Genomic DNA, 18482 nt, shown 5'->3' on the forward strand with positions numbered 1-18482 from the left:
AGGGGAACATCATGAGTTTGCGTGACAGCGCGCTGATACTGGTTGGATGGGTGGGGCTCTGCCTCTTCAGCGGTTCACTCATCACGCTACTCGCGCAGACGCTGCCGGCCTGACCGGCAGTCCATTGCAAGGGGTCTGAAGCCATGAAAACACTATCCGTTCGCGAACAGCTGATCGAGCACACGCTGGTGCTGATCCGTCGCAAGGGCTTCAATGGCTTCAGCTATCGCGACCTCGCCGAACTGGTGGGCGTCAAGACCTCGAGCATTCACTACTATTTCCCGTCCAAGGACGATCTCGTGCTCGAGGCGGTGCGTGAATACAGCGCCCGCGTCCAGGAGCGCATCCGCGCGATCGACACCCGGCTGCCCCCCGCGGAACAGGCCCGGCAATACCTGGAGCCGGTCCGCACGGCCTTCGGCACCGATCAGGCCTGCCTGGTGGGCATGCTGTCGGCCGATGTGCTGTCGCTCTCCGAGCCGGTGCGCGCGACGATGCGCGAGTACGTTCACATGCATGAGACGTGGCTGACCGGCTTGTTCGAACGCGCCCAGCCACTGCGCGACAAGCCGTATCCGGTGCCGCCCGCGCAGTTGGCCCAAGTGGTCTACGGCTCGCTGCAGAACGGGCTCATGGCCGCACGGCTGTTCGGCACGCATGAGCGTCTCGAGGCTGCCGCGGCCGTGCTGGCCGGGGTCATGCCGTAAGCGCGAGCTGGCGCGCCACCGTGTCGCACAGCCAGTCGGGATCATCATGCGGCAGGTCATGACCCGCCCATGGGTGGCGTAGCAGCGGCACCTTCCACGTGCGCGCCAGATGGGCGGAGCAGACCGGGTCGACCAGACGGTCCGCATCCGAAGCGATCAGCAGGATGGACGGGCAGGGCGGCCGTCGATCGGCGCGGTAACGCGCAGCCGCCAGCAGTTGCCGTAGCGCCGAACTTCGGCTGACTGGCGCGCTTGTTGCAATTTGCCTCCACGCCTGGATGTCGGCCTCTTTCGCATCGCCGCGTGCGCAGGTCAGCCGGTGGATGGCGGGTTCACAATAGTCCCGGTTCTCCCAGGCGGCGGCCATGCGCAGCAAGTCAGGCCAGTTGGCTGGACGCAGGCGCTGCGTCATGGTGCTGAAGGGCCGCATGCTGGTGTTGATCAGGACCAGCGCGGCCACCTCGTCGGGAAACCGGCGCGCCCATTCCGCCGCCACCATCGCACCCAGCGACATCGCCAGCACCCGGCAGTGTCGCAGCTGTCCTGCCTGTCTCATGCTGTCCCGGACCGACGCGACGAGTCCCCGGACGCTCGCTGGTGATATTTCATGGCAGAGCGTGCCATTGCCGGGCAGGTCCAGCGTCAGCGGCGTGCCGAGCCCGGCCGCCTGCCATCGCTGGGGCAGCGTGCCCCAGTGCCGACTTTCGCGCGTGAGGCCGCGCAGGAATACCCAGTCCGTCATGGATTCGGCCGCCGGTTCCAGTGCGCTCGGGCCTGCTCCTGCAAGGCTATACGGCGCTCGCCGGTCGGCAGCCAGCGCTGCGGTGCAAAGGCGATGCGGCCAAGGAAATCGAACAGGCTCACATGGCGGCGCAGCACCCGCGCGGTGCGGTGTGCCTTGATCGGGTTGAAGATGCCATCGCGCGAGAACAGCTGCCGCGGATTCTTCTTGATCCACAGCCACGACCCCAGCTCCAGCGTCATCGGCAGGAAGAGGTTCTCCGGTGGCGCGAGGTCATACGCGTAGTCCCACAGGTCGCCGTGCAGCAGGTACTGGTGGCTCTGTGGCTCGAAAGCGTAGCCATGGTGCGGGTGCGCCTGCTCGAACATGGTCTTGAGCAGGTACATCTCGGGCAGGTGCGGCATGGGGCGGTGCGTGCGCGCATACGGGAACCAGATGCTGTCGCGCCAGCCGTAGCCCGAGTGGCAATCCACCGCGAAGCTGAGCGGCCGCGACAGCAGCTCGCTTTGCACCACCCTCAGCAAGGCCTGGCTTTCCGCTTCCATCGGGCGACCCGCCTGGCCGCGAAACCATGGCAGCCAGGCGCCGATGCGCTGGCCGCCGGCCAGGAACGGCACGCGCGCGTCGGCGTCCTGCGGCGCATTGCGCATCAGGTCGACGCCGTTGGGGTTGGCGCGGGTGGCGGCCCACATGCCGCCCGGGTTGACGATGGGCATGAAGACCAGCCGCACCGACTGCAGTTCCTCGTGCAGCAACTCATCCCACTCCAGGCGCCAGAGCAGCGAACGCAGGTAGTCAAGCACGAGTTGCGTGCCGATGCGCTCCAGCCCGTGAATGCCGCCGAAGATGCCGATTGCCGGCGCGTCGGGTGCCGTGGCGCCGACGGTGGCCGCATAGACCGAGAAGCGATGGCCGCGCACCGAGGTTTCGCAAACCGCGCGCGCGTCCAGCACGCGGCTGCCCGCATCCAGCAGGCCCAGCAGCTGTTCATATTCGGCAAAAGCGGCGTGCTCGCTCATGGCACCAATATAGGCGCTGGGCGGCATGGCGGCCACGTGGCCGCCGGGCAGGGCGCGCCCCGCATCGCTCAGGCGGCCTGTGCCTGCGGGTCAGGCGCCACGGCTTTCACGCATTCCAGGAAGGCGCCCACCAGGCGCGTATGGCGTCGGCTTTCCAGGCAGTAAAGGTATTCATGCAGGATGGGCGGGCGCTGCGCAAACGGCACGATGCGCAGCGTCGGGTCGCGCGGCACCTCGCCGGCGGGCATGACGCTCGCGCCGAGGTTCTGCCGGATGGCCTCGTAGATGGCCTCGCGGCTGCCGATGACCATATGGCGCGGCAGCTCCTGGCCGCAGGCGGACAGCGCCGCCTCGGTGGCCTGGCGGGTCATCGAACCATGCTCGCGCACGAGCAGGTGGCATTCGGCGAGCCGGGCGATATCGACATGCGGCAGCCGCGCGAACGGGTGGTCCGCATGGACCACGAGCACCATCGGATCGGAAGCCAGGCGGGTACGCGCCAGCCTGCCATCCTCGACGGCGTGCGAGGAGACCGCGGCGTCGATGCGGTACTCCAGCAGCGCCTCGATCATCTGCTGCGAATTGCCGATCCCGATGCTGACCTCGACCGCCGGGAAGCGTTGCCGGAACGCGGCCACGCTGCGCAGGATGTAGTAGGGGCCGGTTGCGCCAATGCGCAGGTTGCCGAAACGCAGGTTCCCGGCGTTGCGCAGCAGATAGTCGGCATTGCTTTCCTGTTGCATCAGCTGCTCCACCACCGGCATCAGCGCGACACCGACGTCGCTCAGGTCGATCCGGCTCGCACGGCGATAGAACAGCTCCACGCCATAGGCATCCTCCAGCTGGCGGATGCGCGCCGTGACCGTGGGCTGGCTCACGCCAAGTTGCCTGGCAGCCGTGGTAATGCTGCCCTGGCGTGCCACTTCGAAGAAGGTCGTGAGAAGGTCGCCGAGCATGGGATAAGAGGGCAGGGAAAGGTAGCGGGCGCGCAGGCACCGGTCGACCGCGCAGTCTAGCGGCGCAATGTGACAGTACCGCTACGCTTTCCCTGGTGAAGGGCGGGGTTCAGGTCCCCATGGCCGGGTCGGACACGCTGTCGGCACCGGTTTCCAGGCGTCCGGCGAAGCGCCGCGAGAACCCGCCCTGGGCCGTGCTCACGGTGAAGTCGTACCAGTTACCCTGCAATCCCACGGGCCAGTGCTGCTCAAGCTGCTTGCCTGCGGGGATCTCGTAAGTCCACGGGCCGTCCGTGCGGTAGGCGTTGGGCTGGACGGTGAAGGTGCAGGGGCCGCTGCCGGTGTTGATCAGCGTCAGGTAGACCGCGGCGTTGGCGATGTCGTAGCAGACCCGGATCTCCGGCGCGCTGGCATACGGGGCCGAGACGGTGCTCACATCGCCGCTGAAAGCACGGTGGAAGCCGTTGGGGCCAAGCACCCACAGGTCGTACTTGCCGCTGTCGCTGGCAAAGGCATCCCAGCTGCCGTCCAGCTCCTTGCCGGGCTCGACCAGGTAGCGGCGCGGCACGCGGTCCAGGTGCAGGCGGTCATACACATGAAAGACCGCGGCCTGCTTGCCGGTGTTGCTGAACAGCAGCCACACCAGCCGACCGGCGGCATCCTCGCGGGCACTGACATGCAGTTCATACGGCAAGGCGCGCGAGGGGCGCGTGCCTGTTGCCTGCGCGGCCATCTGCTGCGCCGTCGCGGAGGGCAGCGGCACCTGCGCCAGTGCGCCCTGGGCATTGCGGATGGCGTCGGCGCCGGCCTTGTCGCGGCTCGGCAAGGACGGCAGTGCGGCAGAGTTGGGGCTGACGAAGTTGAACGCAGACGTCAGGTCGCCGGCCACGGCACGCCGGTAGGCCGTGACGTTGGTTTCCCTGACGCCGAAGCGGGCTTCCAGGAAGTGCAGCACCGACGTATGGTCGAACACCTGCGAATTGACCCAGCCGCCGCGGCTCCATGGCGAGACCACGTACATCGGCACGCGCGGCCCGGGGCCGTAGGGTTTCTGGTCGACGTGGTATTCGCCCTCCGTGGCAACCGTCGAGGCACCGGCAAGCACGCCGTTCTCATAGGCCGGCGCGCATGGCGGCGGCACATGGTCGAAGAAGCCGTCGTTCTCGTCGAAGTTGATCAGCAGGACCGTCTTGCTCCAGACCTCGGGGTTCGCCGTCAGCGCGTTCAGGACTTCCTGCGTGTACCAGGCCCCTTGCACCGGGCTGGAAGGCCCGGGATGCTCGGAGTAGTTGGCCGGGGCGACGATCCACGTCACCTGCGGCAGCTTGCCGGCCGCGACATCGTCGCGCAGGGCCTGCAGGAAGCCGCCGTCGGGCATCGTGTTGGAGATGCCCTTGATCAGCGGATTGATGGCGTCGTCACTGCTGGCATAGGCGGGGTAGGGGCTGCCGTTGGCCGCATTGCCGCGCGCGAGGTTGGCATCGCGATACTGCTTGAAGCCTGCCAGCGGGTTGTCGGTGAAGTTGTCCGGCATGTTCTGGTAGACCTTCCAGCTCACGCCGGCAGCTTCCAGCCGTTCCGGATAGGTTGTCCAGGTGTAGGGCGTATTGGAGCCCGTGAACGAGTCGCCGCTGTTGTCGATGACCGGCCCGCCGTGCGTGCCGCTCGGGTCGTTGGTGCCGCTCCAGTGGAACAGGCGGTTGGGGTTGGTGCCGCCATGGAAGCCGCAGTGGTAGGCGTCGCAGATAGTGAAGGCATTGGCCAGCGCGAACTGGAAGTCCAGCTCGGCTTCGGTGTAATAGCCCATCGACTGCGTATTCTTGTAGGTCGGCCACTTGTTCATGCGGCCCAGGTCCCACGCGTTCTGCGCATCGGGGTAGGTATGCGGGGTGCCGCTGACGCGCTGAGCGTTGCCGGCCGTGCTGTCCAGGTGATACGGCAGGACCGTGCGCGTGGTGCTGCCGACGTAGGTCTGCTGCCAGACATTGAGACCGCCCGCGAGCGGGATCGGGAAGCGGTCACCGAAGCCGCGCACGCCGCGCAGCGTGCCGAAGTAGTTGTCGAACGAGCGGTTTTCCTGCATCAGGATCACGACGTGCTCGACGTCGCGGATCGTGCCCGTGGCATTGTTGGCCGGGATGGCCAGCGCACGGCGGATCGCAGGCGGGAAGGCAGCCAGCGCGGCGGTGGCCGCGGCGCTGGTGCCGGCAAGCTTGAGGAAACTGCGTCTGCTTCTGCTGTTGGCGGTCATGTCGTTCTGTAGCCGGATAGGTTCACGATGGTCGGCGGGCTTGCGTTCGCTCAAGGCGCGCAGCGGATGGCAGGCTTGACGGCAGGCGGCTGGTTGATGCCGTTGTCGCCGCCGCTCGGCGTCTGCGAGCCAGCGGTCGGTGTTTGCGTGCCGTTTGCGGTGTTGTCATCGCTGCCGCCGCAGGCGGACAGCGCCGCGCACATCAGCAGGGCGGCCATCCAGTGCGGACGCGTGGCTGCGCGCAGGATTCGGTTCATGATGGGGTTCTCCGGGATGCTTGGGCCGTGGATGGAGCGGGTCATGGGTTGAGGCTGGACAGCGGCTGGCGCGACGCAGTGATGGATTTCAGTTCGTCCAGGGTCAGCACCCGCGTCCACATTGCGAGGTCGTTGAAGGCCATCACGCCCTTGAGCGATCCGGCGTTGTTTGCCACATAGTTGTGAGTGGCATCGTCATTGAGTCCCCAAGTCTTGGTGGCCAGGCCGTTGAGCTTGGTCACGTCGGTCGACGCGATGGCCTTGTTCTGGACCTTCTGCAGGCCCAGCACGGGGTCGATGATGTAGCCGCTGAACGTCTTGGCCACGGTATCGACGGATAGGGCGAGGTACGCCCACTGGTTGGCGGACACCTTCATGCCGTTGATGTCGTCGCGCTTGCCGCCGCTGCCGATGTTGAAGCGGACCTCGCAACTGCCGAACAGGCCGAAGGCGATGCCGGCATTCGCGCCCGAGGTGTAGTTCTTGTTGGAGAGGATGGGCTCGCCGGTGCCGTTGCCCTGCGTGCAATCGGTGCGGAACCAGAAGCCGATGGTGAAGTGCGGGCTGAGCGCGATGTCTGCACCGTTCTGCACGAGCTGGTAGGCATCGACGTTGGAATCGACACGCAATCCCCTGGCGCCGAAGTTGTCGTCGACAAGCGAGCCGCCGTCCGTGCCCGGTACCCACGGGCCGAGCGTTGCGCTGGCCTTGGCGTCGACGGCAGGCTTGCTGTCCAGGCTGAAGTAGGTGGCCAGGTTGTTGCGCAGCGTGGTGGCCAGCGGTACTGGCTTCACGTAATTGATCTGGGCCAGGTAGGACACCGGCACGCCGTTGCGCACCAGCGTGTAGTTGAAGCGGTACAGGCCGGTGGGCAGGTCGAAGGCGTTGTCGACGTATTGCGTGGCGCCGGCCGGCAGGCGGGCGACCTGCACGCCGTCGCGCAGCACGAGCGTTTCACCGGCTGAGGCCGAGGCGTTCTGCCAGGTCAGCTCGATCGAATCGTTGTAGCGGCCCACCGCCATGCGGATACCGCGTACGCCTGCGCCGGTGCCGTTCAGCGGCATGCCGTCGAAGCGGTTGGCGCTGGCATCGATGGCAATGCCGGCGTGCCCAAGCAACGTCGGGGCAATGTCGGCCTCGGTCGGCAGTGCCGACAGGTCGGCGGGCGTGACGGGTGCCGCGCTGCCGGAACTGGCCAGGGCCGGGTTCAGCGGCTTGTTCATCGCGATGAAGGCGGTGCGGTTCTCGACGGTCGGAACCGACGTGGTGGCGCCGGTGGCGTCGAGCCCGTGGCTGGTGGTGACCATCACGAGCCAGTCCTCGTTCGGCTGCGTCTTGCGGCGCTCTGCCACGGCAGCGAGCAACTGGCCCAGCGCCTGGTCGAAGCCGGCCAGCGCCGTGGCGTAGCTGCCCGCGCCGAAGCCGTCGGACTCGGCCGCGAGTGCTGGCGCGCTGTACTGCGCGAACACCAGCCCGTAGCCGGACTGCACCAGCTTCACGCTGTTCTGCGTCACGCACCTGTCGGCGCCGGCGCAGTCAACCAGCGTATCCATGGCGCCGGCATCGCGTTCGCCAGTCAGCAAGGGCGACACCACGGCCGAGCTGATCGCGCCGCCAAGCTGCGTGCCGGCCTTGGCGCCGGTACGGAAGTAGCGGAAAACGCTCGGCGCCTGGGGAGCAACCGTGCCGGTGTCGTCCGTCACGCCGTGGCGGTTGGCCCAGCTGCCGGTGAGTACCGTGGCCCAGCTGGGCGCATCCAGCGTCGGCTGCGCGGTGATGGTGCCCGGCATGCCGCCGGTGGCGGCGGGGACCAGGTTCAGCTGCGCCAGGTTGGGCAGCTCGCGGCGCAGGATGGCGCCTTGCACCTGTTCATACGTGGCGCCGTCAACGCCGATCAGCAGCACCTTGCTGGTTGCCGGCGCCGCCGGATTGGGCGTGTTGCCCGAATCGGCGGGTTCGGCGGCCGGCGCTTGCGTGCCGTCGCCCCCGCATGCGGCCAGCGTGGCGGCCGCAATGCACGCCATGGCCAGGCTGAGGGCTTGCCTGCGACGCCCCGGCCGAGCAAGAATCCATGCCATGCTCTACTCCCCTGTCTGATCGCTTGTTATGCGCGGGGCATGCCCCGCGGGATGCAGGCAGAGTAAAAGCAGGCGTTGTCACCGTAGTGACAGGGAGGCAAAGAATCCTGATGGCGGCATTCGGATTCTTGCAGGCATTGCAGACAAAGCCGCGCAGCGGATCAGCGGTGGAAGCCGGCCCCGGCCATAAGCAGCCGCAGCAGCCAGGCCGCGGCGCCGAGCGCGGCCACGCTGGCGACCCAGATCAGCACCAGCCAGCCGACGCGCCTGAGCCAGAGCGGTATCCGGGCCAGGTACGTGGCCATCAGTGGTACCCCTCACCGTGACGTACCTTGCCGCGGAACACGTAGTAAGCCCACACCGTGTACATCAGGATGAACGGGATGATGAACAGCGCGCCCACCAGCGCAAAGCCCTGGCTCTGCGGCGGCGCGGCGGCATCCCAGATCGAGATGCCGGGCGGGATGATGTTCGGCCAGACACTGATGGCAAGGCCCGTATAGCCCAGGAACACCAGGCCCAGCGCGTACAGAAACGGTGCGATATGGTGCGACTGGCGCAGCGAACGCATCAGCCCCAACACGCACAGCACCACCAGCAGCGGCACCGGCGAGAACCACACCAGGTTCGGCAGGCGGAACCAGCGTTCGGCAATGCCGGGATGCGTGAGCGGGGTCCACACACTGATGATCGCGATGACGGCCAGCAGCAGCCAGCCCAGCGTGCCGGCCAGCCGCACCATGCGCTGCTGCAGGCCGCCTTCGGTCTTCATGATCAGCCATGTGCTGCCCAGCACCGTGTAGGCCACGACCACGCCCACGCCACAGAACAGCGGGAAGGGCGCCAGCCAGTCCAGCGGACCACCGGCAAAGCGGTGGCCTTCCATGCGGATGCCGTCGATATACGCGCCCAGCGCCACGCCCTGGAAGAACGATGCGGTGAGCGAGCCGCCGATGAAGGCCGCATCCCATACCGGCCGCTCGCGGTCATTGGCCTTGAAGCGGAACTCGAACGCCACGCCGCGGAAGATCAGGCCCAGCAGCATCAGCATGAGCGGCAGGTAGAGCGCGCTCAGCACCACGGCATAGGCCAGCGGGAACGCTGCCAGCAGGGCCGCGCCACCGAGGACCAGCCAGGTCTCGTTGCCATCCCAGACCGGGGCGACGGTGTTCATCATGACATCGCGGTCATGACGATCCGGCATGAACGGAAACAGCATGCCGATGCCCAGGTCGAAGCCGTCCATGACGACATACATCATCACGCCGAAGAAGATGATGAGGATCCAGAGAAGGGAAAGGTCGATGCCCATGGTGTCAGCTCCTGCTGCGAGCGGGTTGGTTGGGCGCCATCACATCGTCGTCCTCGACGGCCGAAAGCGGGCGTGCGGGGGTATGTTCGCGGCCCGGGCCGCCGTGGCGTTCCTGCGAGCCCTCGTCGATCACCGGGCCCTTGCGCACCAGTCGCAGCATGTAGGCAATGCCTACGCCGAACACGAAGAAGTAGGACACCACGAACAGGCCCAGCGTCAGCGCGAGTTCAGGCACGTTGTGCGGCGTGACGGCATCGGCGGTGCGCTGCAGGCCGTAGACGACCCACGGCTGGCGCCCGATCTCGGTGGTGAACCAGCCCGCCAGAATCGCGACCAGTCCCGCCGGCCCCATCCACAGCGCCACGTGCAGGAACGGCCTTGACTGGAACAGCCGCTTGCCGCGTCTCAGCCACAGGCTCCACAGGCCCAGCAGGATCATCAGCACGCCCAGCCCGACCATCACGCGGAATGACCAGAACAGGATGGTGGAGTTGGGCCGGTCCTGCGGCGCGAATTCCTTCAGGCCCTTGATCTGTCCGTCGAGACTGTGCGTGAGGATCAGGCTGCCCAGGCGCGGAATGCCCACGGCAAAGCCGGTTTCCTCACGCTCCATGTCGGGCCAGCCGAACAGCAGCAGCGGGAAACCCTGCTCGCCGTGGCTTTCCCAATGGCCTTCCATCGCGGCAATCTTGGCCGGCTGGTGCTTGAGCGTGTTGATGCCATGCATGTCGCCGATCACGGCCTGGATCGGCGCAACGATCAGCAGCATCCACATCGCCATCGACAGCATCTTGCGGATGGCGGGGTTGTCGCGGCCACGCAGCAGGTGCCACGCCCCTGATGCGCCGACGAACAGTGCCGTGGCGAGGAAGGCTGCCACGCTCATATGCACCAGGCGGTAGGGGAACGACGGGTTGAAGATGACCTGGAACCAGTCGGTCGGCACGACACGGCCATTGATGATTTCGTAGCCCTGCGGGGTTTGCATCCAGCTGTTGGAGGCCAGGATCCAGGTCGCCGAGATCAGCGTGCCCAGCGCGACCATGACGGTCGCGAAGAAATGCAGCCCGGGCCCGACGCGGTTCCAGCCGAAAAGCATGACGCCAAGGAAACCGGCCTCGAGGAAGAACGCGGTCAGCACTTCATAGGTCAGCAACGGGCCGGTGATGCTGCCCGCGAACTCGGAGAAAAAGCTCCAGTTGGTGCCGAACTGGTACGCCATGACGAGTCCCGACACCACGCCCATGCCGAAATTGACCGCGAAGATCTTCGACCAGAAGTGGTACAGGTCGCGGTAGACCGGTCGCTGCGTACGCAGCCAGCAGCCCTCGAGCACCGCGAGATACGCGGCCAGGCCGATGGTGATGGCCGGAAAGATGATGTGGAAGGAAATGGTGAAGCCGAACTGGATACGGGCGAGTTCGAGCCCGGTGAAGCCAAACATGTCTTGTTCTCCGTGGCGCTGGCCCTTTGCACGTCGTCGGCTGCACCGTCATGCCCGTCAGGCGTGGCGATTGGCCGACAGCGCGCCAGGGGCGCGGGCCGTTGGCGCGTGCGGTGAGCGTAGTGTACGCCGCATGCGCCGCCATGTGCCGGCAAGGGCGCCGGACGCCGGGCGACATATCGTCGCAGGACGGCTCCGCGCCTTTGCCGCACGGTTCGATGCTAAGCGTGCGTGCGCCCGGAAAACAGAAGCAATGGATGCGAAAAAGACCGTATCAGATGCAGGCCGTGACAACGCGCGACAAAAAGGGCATATTCGTCAACTTTCCGCTTTCGGCCGATCGCTGCCCGCATGGACTTCACCCTGATCATTGTCATCCTTGGCGCAGCCGTTGCCGGCTTCGTGCAGGGCCTTTCAGGGTTCGCCTTCGGCATGGTCGCCATGTCCTTCTGGGCCTGGACCATCGAGCCACGCATGGCGTCGGCCATGACGGTATTCGGCGCGCTGACCGGGCAGCTTCTGTCAGCGTTTTCGGTCCGGCGCGGCCTGTCGCTGCGCCGCTTGTGGCCGTTCGTGGCGGGTGGGTTGGTCGGCATTCCTCTTGGCGTGGCGATCTTGCCGGCGTTGAATGCCCAGCTGTTCAAGGCCGTGTTCGGTGCCTTCCTGACGCTGTGGTGCCCCGTTATGCTGGTGGCGCAGCGCTTGCCGGCAATTACCCACGGCGGGCGACTGGCAGATGGCGTGGCTGGAGCGGCGGGTGGAGTGATGGGAGGGATCGGCGGCTTTACCGGCGTAATTCCCACGCTGTGGTGCACCCTGCGCGGATTCGACAAGGATGAGCAGCGCGCGGTGATCCAGAACTTCAACCTGGCCACGCTGGCGGTGACCATGGCCACCTATGTCGGCAAGGGCATCGTCACGCGCGACATGCTGCCGATGTTCCTGGTGGTGGCGCCGGCGATGCTGATTCCGTCGCTGCTAGGCGCCCGGGTGTACCTGGGCATCAGCGAGGCCGCATTCCGCAAGATCGTGCTGACACTGCTGACGGCGTCAGGCGTGGTCCTGCTGGGCTCCTCGCTGACGCTGCTGCTGGCCCGGCCCTGACCCGGTCAGTCCGGGGCAGGGCACCGTTCTCAGGCGATGTGGTGGACCCAGCCGAAGGTGTCGGCTTCCTTGCCGCGCTGGATGCCGGTCAGCAGCGAACGGATGCGGCGCGTGACTTCGCCTTCGCCGCCGTCGCCGATCGTGAATTCGCCACCGGCATGGCGCACGGTGCCGATGGCGGTGACCACGGCCGCGGTGCCGCATGCGAAGGTTTCCTTGACGCGGCCGCTCTTGGCATCAGCCTGCCATGCTTCGAACGCGTACGGGGTTTCGGAAACCTTGAGGCCTTCGCGGCGAGCCAGTTCGATGATCGACGCGCGCGTGATGCCGGGCAGGATCGTGCCGGACAGCGGCGGGGTCTGCAGCGAGCCGTCGTCCATGACGAAGAACACGTTCATGCCGCCGAGTTCCTCGATCCAGCGGTGTTCCGCGGCGTCCAGGAAAACGACTTGGTCGCAGCCTTTCTGCGAGGCTTCGGTCTGAGCGATCAGGCTGGCGGCATAGTTGCCGCCGCACTTCGCCGCGCCGGTGCCGCCGGGCGCCGCACGCGTGTACTGGTCCGATACCCACACCGTGACGGCCGACTTGCCGCCCTTGAAGTACGGGCCGACCGGGCACGCGATCACGCAGAACACATACTCGGCCGCGGCACGCACGCCCAGGAAGGTCTCGTTGGCGAACATGAACGGACGCAGGTACAGGCTGCCGTCGCCGCCGGGAATCCAGTCGCGGTCGATGTCCACTAGCGCCTCCACGGCGCGCAGGAAATCGGCTTCCGGCAAGTCGGCCATCGACATGCGGGCGGCCGAGGCGCGAAAACGCTTGGCGTTTTCCTGCGGGCGGAACAGCGAGATCTTGCCGTCCGCGCCGCGGTAAGCCTTCATGCCTTCGAAGATTTCCTGCGCGTAGTGCAGGACGGCGCAGGCCGGGTCGATCTGGAACGGACGGCGCGCTTCCACCTTGGCGTCATGCCAGCCACGGCCTTCGGTCCAGCGGATCGTGACCATGTGGTCGGTGAATACGCGTCCGAAGGCGGGGTCGACCAGCGCGGCCGCGATCTTGTCGGCCGGCGTGGGATTGGGGTGACGTTCCACGGTGAACTGCAATTGGTTGTCAGCGCTCATGTTTCTGTGTCTCTTCGTCTTCGGATGGAGATTCCGGATTTCCGATGCAATGCGTGCAAGATAGAGTCCCGGGTTCAGGCGAAAAAGCGGCGATAACGACGCATAACCGACCTCTCGTCCGGGAACAGGGAGAAGTGTAACTCGATGGTGCGGTGCAGCATCGAGTCGATTGGGCCTGATGCGCGTGGTCTTGCGCGCATCGGAGCGGCAAGGATCAGGACTTTGTCTTCTGTTGCCGCGCCGTGACTGCATCGGCCAGCATGTCGAGGACTGCGACGGAGTCTTCCCATCCGATGCAGGCGTCGGTAATGCTCTGGCCGTAGGTCAGTTCGCTCGGGTTGTGCTGACCCGGCGTGAACTTTTGCGCGCCCGGGACCAGGTTGCTCTCGACCATCACGCCAAAGACCGAGCGGCTGCCGCCGCTGACCTGTTGCGCCACGTCGCGCGCGACGTCGACCTGGCGCTGGTGCTGCTTGCTGCTGTTGGCGTGGCTGCAATCGACCATCAGGCGCCGGTCAAGGCCGGCCGCTTCGAGTTCCCTGCAGGCGGCTTCCACGGAATCGGCGTCATAGTTCGGGGTTTTCCCCCCGCGCAGAATGACGTGGCAGTCCGGATTGCCGCGCGTGTGTACCGTCGCGACCTGCCCGTTCTTGTGCACCCCAAGGAAATGGTGCGGACGCGAGCCGGCCTGGATTGCGTCGATCGCGATCTTGATATTGCCGTCGGTACCATTCTTGAAGCCGATCGGCGCCGAGGTGCCCGATGCCAGTTCACGGTGGATCTGGCTTTCCGTGGTGCGCGCGCCGATGGCGCCCCAGCTGATCAGGTCACCGATGTATTGAGGCGAGATCACGTCCAGGAACTCGCCCGCCGCCGGCAGGCCGAGTCGATTGATGTCGACCAGGAGATGGCGTGCCATGCGGAGTCCCTCGTCGATGCGGTAGCTTTCGTCAAGATACGGGTCGTTGATCAGGCCTTTCCAGCCGACCGTGGTACGGGGCTTTTCAAAGTACACCCGCATCACGATTTCCAGCGTCGCGGCGTGGCGAACGCGCTGCGCCATCAACCGCTGCGCGTAGTCGAGCGCGGCGCGCGGGTCGTGGATGGAGCAAGGCCCCATGATGACGAGCAGGCGGTCATCCTCGCCGTGCAGGATGCGGGAAATGCGTTGCCGCGTGGTGGTGACCAGCGATTCAACCGGCGTACCGTTGATGGGAAAGAACCGGATCAGGTGTTCAGGCGGCGGCAACGGGATGATATCGTCGACGCGGGCGTCGTCCGATACGCTGGTGCGGTCCGAGGGCCTTGGCCAGCCCTCGGCCGTGCTGTGAGTAGAGGTCTGCGGATCTTGCATGGCGTGCGCTCGATGATCGGGGCAAAGCGGTATGGTAGCCCTAGTGGCCGGTCTGCCGGAAGGCATGGGCCATGCAAGCGTCAATCGGCTGGTGTCAGCCGCCGCTGCAGCCACAGCCGCCGCCACAGGAGCCCCCGGCTGCCTGTTCGGCCTTGAAGGGGTGGACGACAAAATCGATCACCACAGCCTCCTGATCGCGCTGGACGTACTCGATCTGAATCTGGTTGCGGTAGCGCTGGCGCAGTTGTTCCAGCAGTGGCTGCGGGTCGTGGTCGTTGACGAAGCGCATGGTTTCCCCGTCGCCCAGGGATTCCAGCGCGCCGAAGATGGCGGCATGGCGGAAGCGCTTCGAAATGCCCCTGGCGTCGAACAGGAAGGGCGTGTGGGCCGTGCTCATGGTCATTCCTCGCTGATTGGCTAAGGCGTAGCAGCTTACCGGGGCGCTGCCCGCTGCATTTGACCTGGCGCAACGATTCACGACACGCCGCCGGATGGCTTCAACGCCGCCGCTGCGCGCCGCAGGTAGTCGATCATCTGCACCGCGCTGCTGGTCAGGGGGCGTTCGCGCAAGGTCATGACGCCAACCGGCGGCAGTTCGACCGGCACCTCCATGGCGAGGATCCGCACGCGGCCCTCGGCCTCGAGCGCCTGCGCGGCGGAACGCGCCATGAAGCCCGCGGCATCGCGTTCGACGGCAAAGGTGGCCAGCGCAAGGTAGGACGACGATTCGATCACGTCCTGCGGCGGATGCAGACCGTGCTGGTGGAAAGCTTGCTCGATCTTGACCCGTAGCGAGGCCCACGGCGGCGGCAGCACGCACGGCACCTCCGCCAGGTCGCGCCAGCCCGCGCTGGCCTTGCGCGTGAGCCGGTGCCCGCGCCTGACCACGGCCACCATGGGATCGGCATACAAGGCTTCGGCCAGCAGGTCGGGCGCGGCGTAGCCAGGTTCCAGCCGGCCCACGATCAGGTCCAGTTCGCTCAGGCGCAGCTTGGGCAGCAGGTGGGGCAGGTCGCCTTCCTCGATCAGCACGGTGGCGCGCGGCGAGCGCTGCTTGAGCATGCCAACCGCGCGCGCCAGCAAGGCCGGCAGCGCCGCCCCCATCGAGCCGATGCGGATGCGCCCCGACGCACCGCTTTCCACGGCCGCGATTTCGTCGCGCGTCTGCTCGTATTGCGCCAGCACCGAGCGCGCAAACCGCACCAGCGATTCGCCGGCCGCGGTCGGTTCGGTGCCCCGCGTGGAGCGCGTGAACAGTGCCATGCCTAGCATCTTCTCGACCTCGGTCAGCACCCGCGAAACGGCCGGCTGGCTGACGGACAGGAATTCCGCCGTGCGGCCCAGGTGCCGGAATTCGTCGAGCGCCACCAGCAGTTGCAGGTGGCGTAACTTGATGTTGGAGCGCAGCGCGCGATCGATGTTGGCCATGCCCGATTCTACATAACTATTATGTTATGAAGCAATGCCAGTTTGTGATTGGATTGTTATGTTTGTCGGGAACACAATGCACGGCACAGCGCGGTCGGACCCTCCGCCGCATAACAACCGAGACACCCCACATGACCCAAGGACTCCCCTTCAATCCGAAGCGTCGTCAGCTGCTCGTCGGCGGTGCGGCGGCCGCTGCCGCGGGTACCGCCGGCATGCTGCTGCCCGGCGCGGCGCAGGCTGCCGCGGCGGAGTATCCCGAGCGTCCGATCACGTTCATCTGCCCGTGGCCCGTTGGCGGGACCGCGGACCAGTCGATGCGTGCCCTGTGCCAGGTGGCATCCGGCATCATGAAACAGTCGATCGTGGTCGAGAACCGCGCGGGCGCGTCCGGCATGATCGGCACCAAGGCACTGGCGCGGGCCAATCCTGACGGCTACACCATCGGCCAGATTCCGATCTCGGTCACGCGCTTCTCGCAGCTCGGCATGCTGCAGCTCGATCCGCGCACCGAGCTGACCTACCTGGCGCGGACGTCCGGGCAGACCTTCGGCATTGCCGTGCCGGTCAACTCGCGCTTCAAGACCATGCAGGACGTGGTGGCGGCGGCCAGGGCCAATCCGGGCCGGATCACCTATGCCCATGCAGGCATCGGCGGCGCCACGCATGTGGGCATGGAGCAGTTCGCGCTGGCGGCCGGCGTGAAGTTCAACGCCATTGCCTACAAGGGCGGTGCCGCGGCGCTGCAGGATGTGCTGGCCGGACAGGTCGACCTGCTGGCCGATTCCAGTTCGTGGGCCCCGCATGTCGAGGCCGGCAAGCTGCGCTTGCTGTCCACCTGGGGCGAGCAGCGCGCCACGCGCTTCAAGGACACGCCGACGCTGAAGGAACTGGGCTACGACGTGGTGGTGGAGGCGCCGAACGGTATCGGCGCGCCGAAGGGGTTGCCGCCTGCCGTGGAAAAGAAGCTGCGCGACGCCTTCCGTGCCGCGGTCGCGAGCACCGAGTTCCACAATGTGGCGGCGCGCCTGGACGCGCCCGTGATGTATCTCGATGGCCCCGACTACAAGAAGTACGTGGCAACGGTCTACGCCCAGGAAACCCGGCTCATCCAGAAGCTGAGGCTCAAGGAACTGCTGCAGCAAGGTTGATTGCCAAGTGAAAACGAATCCCGTCATCCGGCTGCATGCGAACGACAACGTCCTGATTGCCAGGAGCGAGCTGGCGCTGGGGCAGCAGTTGTCCGACCCGGCACTGCGCGTGCGCGCGCAGGTTCCGGCCGGCCACAAGATCGCTGCCCGCGCCATTGCCGCCGGCACGCCGGTGCGCAAGTACGACACCGTGATCGGCGTTGCAGCGCGCGACATCGCGGCGGGCGAGCACGTGCATTCGCACAACCTCAAGCTGGTGGATTTCTACCGTGATCCTGGCTTTTGTCAGGACGTCCGCGCAATCGACTACGTGCCCGAAGCCGAGCGGGCCACGTTCATGGGCTTCGTGCGCCCCGATGGCCGCGTCGGCACGCGCAACTTCATCGGCATCCTGTCGTCGGTGAACTGCTCGTCGACGGTGATCCGGCAGATCGCCGCGCATTTCACGCCGCAGCGGCTGGCAGCCTATCCGAACGTCGATGGCGTGGTGGCCTTTGCGCAGACCAGCGGCTGCGGCATGTCGTCGCCAAGCGAGCATTTCGACGTGCTGCGCCGGACGCTGGCCGGCTATGCGCGGCATCCGAACCTGGCTGGCGTGCTGATCGTTGGGCTGGGCTGCGAGCGCAACCAGGTGGCCGGGCTGGTGGAATCACAGGGGCTGGAACCGGGCGCGGCCATGCACACGCTCGTCATGCAGGACGCCGGCGGCACGCGCGAGACCATCCAGGCCGGCATCCGCGCCGTGGCATCGATGCTGCCGGCCGCGAACCAGGCAGTGCGCCAGCGCGTGCCGGCCAGCCACCTGAAGATCGGGCTGGAATGCGGCGGCTCGGATGGCTTTTCCGGCATCAGCGCGAACCCGGCGCTGGGCGCGGCCATGGATATCCTGGTGCGCCACGGCGGCACCGCGATCCTGTCGGAGACGCCGGAGATCCACGGTGTCGAATTCATGCTGACGCGCCGCGCGGTGACGCCGGAAGTCGGCCAGAAGCTGCTCGACCGCCTCGCCTGGTGGGAGCGCTACACCGCCGGGCACAACGCCCAGTTCAATGGCGTGGTCGGCCACGGCAACCAGCAGGGCGGCCTGGCGAACATCTTCGAGAAGTCGCTCGGGTCGGCCATGAAGGGCGGCACTACGCCTTTGCAGGCGGTGTACGAATACGCCGAGCCGATCGACAAGGCCGGCTTTGTCTTCATGGATTCACCGGGCTACGATCCGGTGGCCGTGACTGGCCAGATTGCGAGTGGCGCCAATCTGATCTGCTTCACCACGGGCCGTGGCTCGATGTTCGGCTCCAAGCCGGCGCCCACCGTCAAGCTCGCGTCGAATTCCCCGATGTACACCCGCCTGCAGGAGGACATGGATATCAACTGCGGGCTGGTAGTCGACGGCGTGCTGACGATCGAGCAAATGGGGCAGCGCATTTTCGAACATATCCTGCAGGCCGCGTCCGGGCAGCCGACCAAGAGCGAACTGCTGGGGCTGGGCGACAACGAGTTCGTGCCCTGGCACATGGGCATCGTCAGCTGACCGCTGTATCCGCCGTTGTTTTGC

16 protein-coding genes and 1 pseudogene are annotated in these 18482 nt (G+C 66.4%); 4 read left to right on the top strand and 13 right to left on the bottom strand.

Annotated elements, in window-relative coordinates; translation table 11 throughout:
* The first annotated feature begins 143 nt into the window (after positions 1–143).
* Positions 144–707 (top strand): TetR/AcrR family transcriptional regulator, encoded by a 564-nt coding sequence (locus tag ACIGJC_RS21525; RefSeq protein ID WP_483714203.1) that lies wholly within the window; start codon positions 144–146, stop codon positions 705–707.
* On the opposite strand, the gene ACIGJC_RS21530 is transcribed toward ACIGJC_RS21525, so the two are convergent.
* From ACIGJC_RS21530 to ACIGJC_RS21570, 9 genes are all read right to left on the bottom strand, one after another.
* The gene (locus ACIGJC_RS21530; protein ID WP_483714204.1) at positions 697–1449 is read right to left on the bottom strand and encodes an alpha/beta fold hydrolase; all 753 of its coding nucleotides are present in this window, start codon (positions 1447–1449) and stop codon (positions 697–699) included. The two genes, ACIGJC_RS21525 and ACIGJC_RS21530, sit on opposite strands and share 11 nt — an antisense overlap.
* On the bottom strand, positions 1446–2468 hold the full coding sequence (locus ACIGJC_RS21535; RefSeq protein ID WP_483714497.1) for a M14 family zinc carboxypeptidase: 1023 nt from the start codon (positions 2466–2468) through the stop codon (positions 1446–1448). The genes ACIGJC_RS21530 and ACIGJC_RS21535 overlap by 4 nt, the downstream gene beginning before the upstream one ends.
* Positions 2469–2536: 68 nt before the next feature.
* Positions 2537–3424, bottom strand: a complete 888-nt coding sequence (locus ACIGJC_RS21540; protein ID WP_483714205.1) for a LysR substrate-binding domain-containing protein — start codon at positions 3422–3424, stop codon at positions 2537–2539.
* Positions 3425–3533: 109 nt separating this feature from the next.
* A complete protein-coding gene (locus tag ACIGJC_RS21545; protein WP_483714206.1) occupies positions 3534–5675 on the bottom strand; it encodes a phosphocholine-specific phospholipase C in 2142 nt (713 codons plus the stop codon).
* Positions 5676–5725: 50 nt separating this feature from the next.
* Complete coding sequence (locus ACIGJC_RS21550; RefSeq protein ID WP_483714207.1) at positions 5726–5932, bottom strand: hypothetical protein; 207 nt, start codon at positions 5930–5932, stop codon at positions 5726–5728.
* A 41-nt stretch (positions 5933–5973) separates the two neighbouring features.
* Positions 5974–8010: an alkaline phosphatase family protein gene (locus ACIGJC_RS21555; RefSeq protein WP_483714208.1), complete on the bottom strand. Its 2037-nt coding sequence runs from the start codon at positions 8008–8010 to the stop codon at positions 5974–5976.
* A gap of 161 nt (positions 8011–8171) precedes the next feature.
* On the bottom strand, positions 8172–8315 hold the full coding sequence (locus tag ACIGJC_RS21560) for a DUF2474 family protein (protein WP_483714209.1): 144 nt from the start codon (positions 8313–8315) through the stop codon (positions 8172–8174).
* Positions 8315–9322: a cytochrome d ubiquinol oxidase subunit II gene (gene cydB, locus ACIGJC_RS21565; protein WP_483714210.1), complete on the bottom strand. Its 1008-nt coding sequence runs from the start codon at positions 9320–9322 to the stop codon at positions 8315–8317. Before cydB ends, ACIGJC_RS21560 begins: the two co-directional genes overlap by 1 nt.
* 4 nt (positions 9323–9326) lie before the next feature.
* The gene (locus tag ACIGJC_RS21570; RefSeq protein WP_483714211.1) at positions 9327–10766 is read right to left on the bottom strand and encodes a cytochrome ubiquinol oxidase subunit I; all 1440 of its coding nucleotides are present in this window, start codon (positions 10764–10766) and stop codon (positions 9327–9329) included.
* Between the two features lie 351 nt (positions 10767–11117).
* Between ACIGJC_RS21570 and ACIGJC_RS21575 the strand changes: the two genes are divergently transcribed.
* On the top strand, positions 11118–11870 hold the full coding sequence (locus ACIGJC_RS21575; protein ID WP_483714213.1) for a sulfite exporter TauE/SafE family protein: 753 nt from the start codon (positions 11118–11120) through the stop codon (positions 11868–11870).
* A 29-nt stretch (positions 11871–11899) separates the two neighbouring features.
* Here ACIGJC_RS21575 and ACIGJC_RS21580 read toward each other — a convergent pair whose 3' ends face one another.
* From ACIGJC_RS21580 to ACIGJC_RS21595, 4 genes and pseudogenes are all read right to left on the bottom strand, one after another.
* A complete protein-coding gene (locus ACIGJC_RS21580; protein ID WP_483714215.1) occupies positions 11900–12994 on the bottom strand; it encodes a branched-chain amino acid aminotransferase in 1095 nt (364 codons plus the stop codon).
* A gap of 214 nt (positions 12995–13208) precedes the next feature.
* Positions 13209–14348 (bottom strand): 3-deoxy-7-phosphoheptulonate synthase, encoded by a 1140-nt coding sequence (locus ACIGJC_RS21585; RefSeq protein WP_483714216.1) that lies wholly within the window; start codon positions 14346–14348, stop codon positions 13209–13211.
* Positions 14349–14511: 163 nt separating this feature from the next.
* Positions 14512–14745, bottom strand: a pseudogene (locus tag ACIGJC_RS21590) (DUF2249 domain-containing protein); the annotation flags it as partial.
* Positions 14746–14822: 77 nt separating this feature from the next.
* A complete protein-coding gene (locus ACIGJC_RS21595) occupies positions 14823–15776 on the bottom strand; it encodes a LysR substrate-binding domain-containing protein (protein ID WP_483714218.1) in 954 nt (317 codons plus the stop codon).
* 131 nt (positions 15777–15907) lie between these two features.
* Here ACIGJC_RS21595 and ACIGJC_RS21600 point away from each other — a divergent pair, with 131 nt between their 5' ends.
* Together ACIGJC_RS21600 and ACIGJC_RS21605 are read left to right on the top strand one after the other, a co-directional pair.
* Positions 15908–16927, top strand: a complete 1020-nt coding sequence (locus ACIGJC_RS21600; protein WP_483714219.1) for a tripartite tricarboxylate transporter substrate binding protein — start codon at positions 15908–15910, stop codon at positions 16925–16927.
* A 7-nt stretch (positions 16928–16934) separates the two neighbouring features.
* Positions 16935–18458: a UxaA family hydrolase gene (locus tag ACIGJC_RS21605; RefSeq protein WP_483714220.1), complete on the top strand. Its 1524-nt coding sequence runs from the start codon at positions 16935–16937 to the stop codon at positions 18456–18458.
* Positions 18459–18482: the final 24 nt, after the last annotated feature.

It is taken from the genome of Cupriavidus sp. C3SS-1 (genome assembly GCF_057073755.1).